The following is a 10,282-nucleotide window of genomic DNA, read 5'->3' on the forward strand; positions in this document are numbered from 1 at the left end:
GGCGGCACTGGTGTCGGTGTGCAGGTCGCCTCTCGGCGAGTGGCACGACGCGGCTCCAGCCGAACGGTATTCCGCGAAGGCGATATTAGGTGAGGCCCGGGGACACTGAGTCACACCGACACTGTCCACAACCAGCCGTACCCGCACCTTGTTCCCGCGCCGACCGCCATCGGTCTCCGCACTGCCGGGGTTGGCGCGGGGTGCGCCGGCGTCCCGGCGGATCGCCGTGGGCTGCCGCGCATCCGGCGGTCAGTTTTCGCGTGGCCGCCGTGGGTTGCCGCGCCGACCGCCGTGGGTTGGCGCGCGGACGCGGTCGTGGATTGCCGCACGGGCCGCCCTCGGTTGCGCGCCGCCGGGGTTGGCGCGCCGGCGCCCCGCCGTTTTCAGGCGGGCCACCGTGGGTTGGCGCGCGGCGGTCGCGGGTTGCCCGCGCGGACGGTGGTCGTTCCCGCACGGGCCGCCGTCGGTTGCCGCGCCGACCGTCGTGGGTTGGCGCGGCGACCGCCGTCGGTTCCGCACGGGCCGCCGTGGCGTCGCCGCACGACGCGGCTACACGAAACTGCCCCGCCCGCGACGGGTCGGCCACCGCGATGCCCGACCCGGGCCACGACGGAGCCACCTCATCGCGACGCGCCACCGCCACGCTCATCCAGGAACCTGAATCGCGAGATCTTGGACAGTTTCCGTTCCGTGAGAACGGAAACTGTCCAAGATCTCGCCAACGAACGACGCGACGACGCCCGGCGCGCCCCCATGACGTGACAGATACGCCGCTGGCCGGCACCCCGGGTTGCGGGGTGCCGGCCAGCGGTCGGTGGTCGTGCGGTGCTGCGGTGGTCAGCTGTTCCAGTGCTGGGCGACGAGGTCGGTGGCCTGCTGCTCCCACTGGGCGTAGGCATCCGGGTACGCCGAGACCTGCACGGTCTGCGCGGCCTCGGTCAGCGGCATGTCCTGCCACCCGTCGACCTGCTTCAGACCCTTCAGGAACGCGGTCGTGGAGTACTCGGGATCGGTGATCTGCTCCGGGGTACCCCAACCCGAACTCGGGCGCTGCTGGAACAGACCCAGCGAGTCATGATCGTTGGCGTCACCGAGGTGGCCGAGGTTCTCCAGCTTCGACTCCTGCAGGCTCGTCGCGATCGAGATGACCGCGGCCCGCTCGGGCAGGCCGGCCTTCTTCGTCGCGGCGATGATCGCCTTGACGTTCGCGGTCTGCTCGTCGTTGAGGGTGATCCGGGACTGCTCGCCCTGCGGCTTCGGCGCCGACTGCACGGCCACGGCGGCGGGCTTGGCATCGACCGGGGTGGCGGCGTGGGCGGCGATCGGGCCGGCGAAGACACCACCGGCGAACGCGAGACCCGCAACGGACAGCATGCTCTTACGGAAGATCGTGTTCATGGGGGTAGCTCCTTCGGGGGTAGGAACACCCACACGTCGGGGGACGCACGGGTGTGAGCACCTCGTCCGGCGCTGCACTTGCAAGGGGGGAAAGTCTTCGGGGTCGGCGGCCTGCGAGGGAGGGCTCGCGGCGCCGGGGTCCAGGTGTAACGACCGGAGGTCCAGGGTCATTCCCGGGTGACCCAACCCGCCGGCACCCCCATCACGGCGGTACCTGCGGTCGATCGTGGGGACCATAACGACCGGGGGGCCAGGGCCATTCCGGGGCGACCCAACCCGCCGGCACCCCCATCACGGCGATGCCAGCGGCCGATCGTGGGGATCACAACGACCGGGCCGCGGCGGGGATTCCCAGCTGCCGGACCTCGGATCCCGCACCCTCGAAGACCGGGCGGCGGGGAGGTCGTACTGCGATCGTCAGGGTGTGTAACGACCCCGCCCCGGCCACGATTCCCACCTACGGGTGCCCCGGCCACCACCCACAAACACCCACAACCGGACAGACCACCCACACAACCACGGACCCACGGCACCGAACCGGCCCGCAAACCCGTGATCCACTCGAGTTCACGGAAATCGCGGCATCCGGGACACCGGGATGCCCCGACTTCATGAAACCCGAGTCGATCACGCATCGCCTGATGACTTCGATTGCCGCGTAAACGGACAAACATCGCGGCGAACAAGGTCGGGGCGGGTGGCCTGCGGTGGCGCGATGGGATCAGCCTGAGCGACACCGGCCCGGGTGGGCGTTACCCTGACACCATGCAGGCCGTCTCCCCCACCGCGACCGGCGTGGCTTTTCTGGCCCGCCCGGGTCGTCCCGCTGTGGTGGCCCGGACGCTCGCCGAGCTGGCCGGTCCCACCCGGGGTGTGGTGGAACTGCCCGTGCGGCTGATGTGGAACGCCGAGCGCACCTTCGACCTCGGCGACCCCGACCAGTTGCTCTGGATGTACGAGAACGTGCTTCGCGAGACCACCCGGGCCGAGGATCTGCGCGCCCTGATCAACGGGCGGACGTTGCGCCGGGTGTGGCGACTGCTCAACCTGCCTCGGGGCGTACGCCAGGCGTGGGAGAGCCGGCACCGCGGCCTGCGTACGGCGTGACCGAACCTCATCTGCACGAGTTCTACCGGGAGGTGGCCCGGGTGGCGCTGTCCGCCGCCGGGCCGCACCGGTTCGTGCTGGGTGGTGGGGTGGCGTGGGCGGCGCACGGTCTGGTCGCCCGACCGACGGAGGACGTCGACCTCTTCGCCGACGTGGAGGGTGCCGCGGCGGCGGCGTCCGCCGGGGTGCGGGTTGCCCTGGAGCGGGCCGGGTTCCTCGTCACTGACGCTGACCCGGACAGTGAGCTGGCCGAGCTGTTCGACGGGTACGAGCAGGACATGAAGGACTTCGTGGTGAGCCGCGACGGACGGCAGATCCGGCTCAGCCTCGCCCGGTTGGACCGCCAGCAGAGCCCGGTGGTGATGGACCTCGGCCCGGTGATGGACGTCCGTGACCTGGTGGCGAACAAGATCGCGGCGTTGGTCAACCGGCGGGAGGTTCGCGACTTCATCGACGTGGCCGCGGCTCTCGACCACTACGACGTGACCGAACTGTTGGTGCTGGCCCGCCAGGTCGATCCCGCGCTGGACCCGGACGACGTGCGCGCCGCCGGCCGTTACCTGGACCGGCTCTCCGACCAGCGCTTCGGCCGGTACGGCCTGGGCGGCGCCGACGTCGCCGAGATCCGACAACGCTTCGCCAGCTGGCCGCGTTAACCCCACGCCCCCGACCACGCCCCGCCACTACCCCGACCGCACCACCCGACCACGCCGGCAGGCCACAGCGCCGGGTGGGCGTCCGCAACGACGCCCACCCGGGCGGGTCATCACTTGGTCGGTCGACCGCCGGTGACCCCGAGGATCTCGCCGGTGACGTAGCTGGACTCCTGCGAGGCGAAGAAGACGTACGCGGGTGCCAGCTCGGCCGGCTGCCCGGGGCGTCCCTCGGGAGTGTCGGTGCCGAACTGCTCCACCTTCTCCTTCGGCATGGTGGCCGGGATCAGCGGCGTCCACACCGGACCGGGTGCGACAGCGTTGACCCGGATGCCCTGCTCGGCCAGGTCGGCGGCGAGGGCCTTGGTGAAGTTGGCGATCCCCGCCTTCGTGGTGGCGTAGTCCAGCAACTGCGGCGACGGGTCGAACGCCTGGATCGACGACGTGTTGATGATCGCCGACCCTTCGGCCAGGTGCGGGATGGCGGCCTTGCAGAGCCAGAACATCGCGTACAGGTTGGTCTTGAACACCCGGTCGAACTGTTCGGTGCTGATCCCGAGGATGCCCTTGTCCTGCGACATCTGGTACGCCGCGTTGTTGACCAGGATGTCGAGGCCACCCAGGTCCCGCACCGCCCGGTCGACCAGGTCCTGGCAGTGCGCCTCGTCGGTGATGTCGCCACGCACCGCGATGCCTCGACGCCCGGCGGCCTCGATCAACCGGACGGTCTCCCGGGCATCGGCGTCCTCTTCCTCGCCAAGGTAGGAGATGAGGACGTCCGCGCCCTCCCGGGCGAAGGCGATAGCGACCGCCCGGCCGATCCCGGAGTCACCGCCGGTGATCAGTGCCCGCTTGCCGTCGAGTTTGCCGCTGCCCCGGTATGACTCCTCGCCGTGGTCCGGCTTCGGGGTCATCTCCGCGGTCGCGCCCGGCGCCGACTGCTGCTGTGCGGGTTGGCCGGACTGCTGGCCGTACTGGCTGGTCGGGTCCTGCTGGGTGTGCTGGTCCTCGCTCACTGCTGCCATCTCCTCGTCGCGCGCGGGAGTGGGGCTCTCCCGCGAATGTCGTCGTGATCGCCCTACCCTGCGTCGGCCTGGGGAAACCGTTGCAGCTGTCGGGGCTGGCGTGGCGGGAGTGTCAGCTGCTGGTTATGGTGCGCAAGGCGCTCACGAGGCGCGTCCACCCCCATGGAAAGGCACGTCATGACCTCTGGATCCGGCCCGTCGCGCCGCCAGGTGCTCGTCGCCGCAGCGGCGGCGGCGACCACCCCGTTGATCGCCGCCGCGCCCGCGCAGGCGGCCGGCCCGGCCCGGCCGCGCACCTGGGACCTCACCCTCCTGGGCACGTCGGACACGCACGGCAACGTCTACAACTGGGATTACTACCGCGACGCCGAGTACGACGACAGCAAGCAGAACGACATCGGCGTCGCGAAGCTGGCGACCCTGATCAACCAGATCCGCCGGGAGCGGCGCGGCAAGGCGACGCTGGTGCTCGACGCCGGCGACACGATCCAGGGCACGCCCCTCGCGACGTACTACGCCAAGCAGGAGCCGATCACCGCCACCGGGGAGAAGCACCCGATGGCCCGGGCGATGAACGTCATCGACTACGACGCGGTGACCCTGGGCAACCACGAGTTCAACTACGGTCTGCCGTTGCTGGACCTGTGGATCCGCCAGCTCGGCTTTCCCGCGCTCGCCGCGAACGCCGTCAACGCGAAGACCGGCAAGCCGGCCTTCCTGCCGTACGTCATCAAGAAGGTCTCCCTCGGTCTCGCCGCGCCGACCCTGCGCGTCGGCATCCTGGGGCTGACCAACCCCGGCGTGGCCATCTGGGACAAGGGCAACGTCGAGGGCAAGCTGCGCTTCGACGACATGGTCGCGACCGCCGCGAAGTGGGTGCCGATCATGCGGGCCCGCGGTGCGGACCTGGTGCTGATCTCCGCGCACGGCGGTGACAGCGGCACCTCCAGCTACGGCCCGGAACTGCCGAACGAGAACCCGGTGGCGCTGATCGCCCAGCAGGTGCCGGGGATCGACGCGATCCTCTTCGGTCACGCGCACAACGAGGTGGTCGAGCGGTTCGTCACCAACGAGAGCACCGGTACGCAGGTGCTGCTCTCCGAGCCGTCGAAGTGGGGCCAGCGGCTCACCCGGATGGACTTCACCCTGGCCCGCGAGCGCGGTCGGTGGACGATCACCAAGAAGGCCGCCACCATGCTGAACACCAACACCGTGGTCGAGGACCCGAAGGTGCTCGCTGCCGTGCGGGCCCAACACCAGAAGACCATCGCGTACGTCAACCAGGTGGTCGCACAGTCGACGGTGGAACTGTCGGCGGCGCAGTCGCGCTACCAGGACACGCCCATCCTGGACTTCATCAACCACGTGCAGACCGAGGTGGTCGGCGCGGCGCTGGCCGGCACCGCGTACGCGGACCTGCCGGTGCTGTCGATCGCGGCGCCGTTCAGCCGGACGGCCGTCTTCCCCGCCGGCGACGTCAAGATCCGTGACGTGGCCGGCCTGTACGTGTACGACAACACCCTCGAGGCGGTCGTGCTCAGCGGGGCCGAGGTGCGCGCGTACCTGGAGTACTCGGCGAAGTACTTCCGCACCCTGGCGCCGGGCGCGCCGGTCGACCCGGAGCAGATCAGTGACCCGGCAGTGCCGGACTACAACTACGACGTCTTCTCCGGCCTGGACTACGACATCGACATCTCCAAGCCGGTCGGGCAGCGGATCACCCGCCTGGTGCTGGCCGGCACCGACACTCCGGTGGCCGACAACGCCCAGTTCGTGGTGGCGGTGAACAACTACCGACGCAGCGGCGGTGGCAACTTCCCCGGCATCGTGAAGACCCAGGTCTACAACGCGCAGCAGGAGATCCGCCAGCTGCTCATCGACTGGGCGCAGGCCAGGGGGACGATCGACCCGGCCGACTTCTTCCAGCCCAACTGGCGGCTGGTACGCGAGGGCGTGCCGGTCTTCTGACCTCGGCGCACCATCGACGGGCCGTGGGTGGCGACACCCGCGGCCCGTCGTGCGTTGTCAGCCGGCGTGGCGCAGGTCCCAGTGGACCGGGTCGTCCCACACGTCGGGCCGATCGCTTCGTGACTCGGTCTCGGTCAGCTCGACCCGCTGGTCGGGGCGGGCGGCGAGCGGCAACTGCCCGAACCGTACGTGGCGCAGGAACGCGTACTCGTCGTCGGTGAACGGCTGCTCGGTCATCGGCACCTCCCCCTGCGATTGTCCAGCGCCGAGCCCGCCGCGCACCAGTGGCTGGAGACACTTCGCGTAGGGCATCCTAGGATCCTGGGTGAATAGCGGGCGCCCGACGGGGGGCGGGTAACCGATCCAGGACCGCGAGGGCCGCCCGGATGGGACGGCGGCGCAGCATCTCATCGAAGCTCGCCCGCCCCTGGCAGAACTGCACGAACATCCGCCAGCCCGGCGGGGTCGCCAACAGGGCGTGGAACACATCCGGGCGGCGGGTGAACACGTCGAGCAGCCGGAACCCCGCCCGCATCTCCGGCAGCAGACGCTCGGCCACCGCCCGCTCGTACCCCGCCAGATCACCACCCGCGACCGCCGCCCCGGCCAACGCACCGGACCGCAACGCGAAGCTGATGCCCTCCCGGCTCCACGGCTCCAACAGCCCCGCCGCGTCCCCCACGACCAGCACCCGGCCGTTGCGCAACGGCGAATCCTCCGCACGGCACCGGGTCAGGTGACCGGAGTCGTGCTCCGCCGGCAATCCGGTCAGACCCAACCGGTCGACGAACCGCCGCAGGTAGTCACGGGTCCCCTCCCCCGCGCCGCGACCGGCGATCACACCGACGGTCAGCCGGTCACCCTTGGGAAAGACCCAGGCGTACGAGCCCGGCATGGCACCCCAGTCCAGCAGCAGCCGACCCCGCCACCTCTCCTGCTCGGCGGGCGGCACCGGAAGCTCCACCTCCAGACCCAGATCCACCTGCCGGTACCGAACCCCGACATGCCGGCCGGTCACCCCCGACGAGCCGTCCGCCCCGATCACGGCACGAGCCGCGATCGTCGTACCGTCGGCCAGCCGCAGGCGTACCCCCTCAGGGTCCTGCTCGATAGCGCGGACCGCGACCCGCTCCCGCATCTCGGCCCCGGCGGTGACCGCCGCGGCCCGCAGCCGGTCGTCGAACTCCTCGCGGCGCACCATCGTCACCACGGGACTGTCGTTGCGGCGGGTGAACTCCCGACGGCCGTCGCGGGTGAACGTCACCCGGTCCACCCGGTCGTGCGCGGGCACCTCGATCCGACCCTCAACAGCCGCCAGAGAGGTGCCGATCAGACCACCACCACAGGTCTTGTACCGCGGATGCGCGGCCCGCTCGACAACAAGTGTGGAAACGCCCGCACGGGCGGCGGCGTGCGCCGCGGACAGCCCGGCGGGGCCAGCGCCGACAACGACGAGGTCCCAAACGATCACGGAAGCAGCCTAGGGCACCACCGACGCGCGACCAGCCGACCCGCCCGCCGTCGCGACCGCCCGATCGGGTGCGCATCTTCGGTCACCGAGGGGGTAACCGGCGCACGGCAACCGCCACCGCAGTGGCGGCCGAGCGAAGGAGGAACCATGCAGCAGGTGCAACTGTCGGAGGCCGAGCAACGGGTGTACCAGGCGGTCACCACCCTTGAGGCACGCGGGCAGGTGCCCTACCCGGACCTGATCGCCGAGGAATCCGGACTCACCGAGGAACAGGTGGGCAGCCCCCTGCACCTGCTCACCGAGAAGGGTCTGCTGCACCGCGAGGACTCACCGATGGCCGGCCTCGACTTCGGCCCCCGGTTCTGCGCCCGCCAGATGGCGTGACCCACGGAACCAGCCGGTACGGTTCGCCCCCCGACGACCCGGGTAGCGGTCAACCATGCCTGACCAGGGGTCGACGGGGGGCACGATGAGCGCGGCGCAGCCGCCGCAGCCGGTCACCCCGGCCGAGAACCGACGACGCTGGCAGGCCGTCGGCGTCGGACTCGTCGCCGCGTTCATGACCCTGCTCGACGTGAGCATCGTCAACGTCGCGGTGCCGTCCATCGACCGGGCGCTGCACGCCTCACCAAGCGACCTGCAGTGGATTCTCTCCGGGTACGCGCTCACCTTCGGCCTGGCACTGGTGCCCGCCGGCCGTTTCGGTGACGCCCGTGGGCGGCGCAACGCGTTCGTCTTCGGCATCGCGCTGTTCACCGTCACCAGCGCGCTCGCCGGCCTCGCCACCTCCCCCACCTGGCTGGTCATCACCCGACTGCTACAGGGCGCCGCCGCCGGCGTCGTCAACCCGCAGGTCATCGGGCTGATCCAGCAACTGTTCCGGGGGCCCGAACGCGCCCGCCCATTCGGGCTGCTCGGCGCCACCATCGGCATCTCCACCGCCGTCGGGCCGCTGCTCGGCGGGCTGCTCATCGCCGTCGGCGGCGAGGAGCACGGCTGGCGCTGGGTCTTCTTCGTCAACGTTCCCGTCGGCGTCCTCGCGGTGATCCTCGGCTGGCGGCTGCTGCCCGGCCGCCCCACCGGTCAACCCGGCTGGCGTCGACTCGACCCCGTCGGCGTCCTGCTGCTCGGCATCGGTGTGGTGCTGGTCCTGCTGCCCCTGGTGCAGGAACAGCAGTGGCGCACCCCCTGGAAGTGGGCGCTCATCCCGGCCGGCCTGGCGGTGCTGGTCGCCTTCGGGCTCTGGGAACGACGGTACGCGCGCCGCAACCAACCCCTGTTCGACCTTCGGCTGTTCAACCTCCAGTCGTACACCCTGGGCTCGATCCTGGCGCTCGTCTACTTCGGCGGGTTCACCGCGATCTTCTTCATCTTCACCCTGTTCCTGCAGATGGGTCTCGGCTACAGCGCCCTCGTCGCCGGCCTGGCCATCACCCCCTTCGCCCTGGGTTCGGCCGCCGCCGCCGTACTCGGTGGCCGCATCGTCAACCGCTTCGGCCGGCCACTGGTCGCCGTCGGCCTGCTCACCGTGGTGGTCGGGCTGGCCGCGACGGTGATCGCGCTGCACCTCGCGCCGCATGCCCCGGCACCGTGGGTCACCGCCGGCCCGCTGCTCGTCGCCGGCATCGGCAGCGGACTGGTGATCGCCCCCAACCAGACGATCACCCTCTCCGAAGTGCCGGTAGATCAGGCGGGCAGCGGCGCGGGCATGCTCCAGACCGGTCAGCGGATCGGCGCGGCGGCCGGCATCGCCGCCGTCGGCTCACTGTTCTTCTCGTCGTTGGCCGACAGCCGCGGCGACTGGACCACCGCCTTCGAACAGTCCCTCATGCTGGCTGCCGGCATCATCGTGCTCGCGCTGATCGCCGCGCTGATCGACATCTGGCGCAACCACAACCACAAGAACTGACCGGGGTACGCCGCTGGCCGGCACCCCGGGTTGCGGGGTGCCGGCCAGCGGTCGGTGTTCTCACGGTCCTACCGTGCGGTGGTTCTGGTCTGCGGTGGTGCGGTGGTGCGGTGGTGCGGTGGTCAGCTGTTCCAGTGCTGGGCGACGAGGTCGGTGGCCTGCTGCTCCCACTGGGCGTAGGCATCCGGGTACGCCGAGACCTGCACGGTCTGCGCGGCCTCGGTCAGCGGCATGTCCTGCCACCCGTCGACCTGCTTCAGACCCTTCAGGAACGCGGTCGTCGAGTACTCAGGATCGGTGATCTGCTCCGGGGTACCCCAACCACTGGACGGACGCTGCTGGAACAGACCCAGCGAGTCATGATCGTTCCTGTCGCCGAGGTGGCCGAGGTTCTCCAGCTTCGACTCCTGCAGGCTCGTCGCGATCGAGATGACCGCGGCCCGCTCGGGCAGGCCGGCCTTCTTCGTCGCGGCGATGATCGCCTTGACGTTGGCGGTCTGCTCGTCGTTGAGGGTGATCCGGGACTGCTCGCCCTGCGGCTTCGGCGCCGACTGCACGGCCACGGCGGCGGGCTTGGCGTCCACGACCGGGGTGGCGGCGTGGGCGGCGATCGGGCCGGCGAACACACCACCGGCGAACGCGAGACCCGCAACGGACAGCATGCTCTTACGGAAGATCGTGTTCATGGGGGTAGCTCCTTCGGGGGTAGGAACACCCACACGTCGGGGGACGCACGGGTGTGAGCACCTCG

10 protein-coding genes are annotated in these 10,282 nt (G+C 70.5%); 5 read left to right on the forward strand and 5 right to left on the reverse strand.

The genetic code is table 11. The features are described from left to right. Positions 1-837: 837 nt before the first annotated feature. Complete coding sequence (locus QSK15_RS32395; protein WP_285797847.1) at positions 838-1,398, reverse strand: hypothetical protein; 561 nt, start codon at positions 1,396-1,398, stop codon at positions 838-840. A gap of 765 nt (positions 1,399-2,163) precedes the next feature. Between QSK15_RS32395 and QSK15_RS32400 the strand changes: the two genes are divergently transcribed. Together QSK15_RS32400 and QSK15_RS32405 are read left to right on the forward strand one after the other, a co-directional pair. Beyond that, on the forward strand, positions 2,164-2,505 hold the full coding sequence (locus tag QSK15_RS32400; protein WP_279519610.1) for a hypothetical protein: 342 nt from the start codon (positions 2,164-2,166) through the stop codon (positions 2,503-2,505). Then, entirely contained in the window at positions 2,502-3,161 is a 660-nt protein-coding gene (locus QSK15_RS32405) for a nucleotidyl transferase AbiEii/AbiGii toxin family protein (RefSeq protein ID WP_285797848.1), read from the forward strand. The genes QSK15_RS32400 and QSK15_RS32405 overlap by 4 nt, the downstream gene beginning before the upstream one ends. A 110-nt stretch (positions 3,162-3,271) precedes the next feature. Here the strand turns inward: QSK15_RS32405 and QSK15_RS32410 are convergent, their stop codons facing one another. Continuing rightward, positions 3,272-4,174, reverse strand: coding sequence for an SDR family oxidoreductase (locus QSK15_RS32410; protein ID WP_285797849.1), 903 nt, complete (start codon positions 4,172-4,174; stop codon positions 3,272-3,274). Between the two features lie 186 nt (positions 4,175-4,360). Between QSK15_RS32410 and QSK15_RS32415 the strand changes: the two genes are divergently transcribed. Then, on the forward strand, positions 4,361-6,151 hold the full coding sequence (locus QSK15_RS32415; protein ID WP_285797850.1) for a bifunctional metallophosphatase/5'-nucleotidase: 1,791 nt from the start codon (positions 4,361-4,363) through the stop codon (positions 6,149-6,151). Between the two features lie 57 nt (positions 6,152-6,208). Here QSK15_RS32415 and QSK15_RS32420 read toward each other — a convergent pair whose 3' ends face one another. Together QSK15_RS32420 and QSK15_RS32425 are read right to left on the reverse strand one after the other, a co-directional pair. Beyond that, on the reverse strand, positions 6,209-6,388 hold the full coding sequence (locus QSK15_RS32420) for a hypothetical protein (RefSeq protein ID WP_030338030.1): 180 nt from the start codon (positions 6,386-6,388) through the stop codon (positions 6,209-6,211). 76 nt (positions 6,389-6,464) lie between these two features. Then, positions 6,465-7,622, reverse strand: coding sequence for a geranylgeranyl reductase family protein (locus tag QSK15_RS32425; protein WP_285797851.1), 1,158 nt, complete (start codon positions 7,620-7,622; stop codon positions 6,465-6,467). Between the two features lie 147 nt (positions 7,623-7,769). Between QSK15_RS32425 and QSK15_RS32430 the strand changes: the two genes are divergently transcribed. Beyond that, the gene (locus QSK15_RS32430) at positions 7,770-8,006 is read left to right on the forward strand and encodes a hypothetical protein (RefSeq protein WP_030491902.1); all 237 of its coding nucleotides are present in this window, start codon (positions 7,770-7,772) and stop codon (positions 8,004-8,006) included. A gap of 85 nt (positions 8,007-8,091) precedes the next feature. After that, positions 8,092-9,531: an MFS transporter gene (locus QSK15_RS32435; RefSeq protein WP_285797852.1), complete on the forward strand. Its 1,440-nt coding sequence runs from the start codon at positions 8,092-8,094 to the stop codon at positions 9,529-9,531. Between the two features lie 122 nt (positions 9,532-9,653). Here QSK15_RS32435 and QSK15_RS32440 read toward each other — a convergent pair whose 3' ends face one another. After that, positions 9,654-10,217, reverse strand: coding sequence for a hypothetical protein (locus tag QSK15_RS32440; RefSeq protein WP_285797853.1), 564 nt, complete (start codon positions 10,215-10,217; stop codon positions 9,654-9,656). Positions 10,218-10,282: the final 65 nt, after the last annotated feature.

It is taken from the genome of Micromonospora sp. NBRC 107095 (assembly GCF_030269705.1).
Classification (GTDB): domain Bacteria; phylum Actinomycetota; class Actinomycetes; order Mycobacteriales; family Micromonosporaceae; genus Micromonospora; species Micromonospora parva.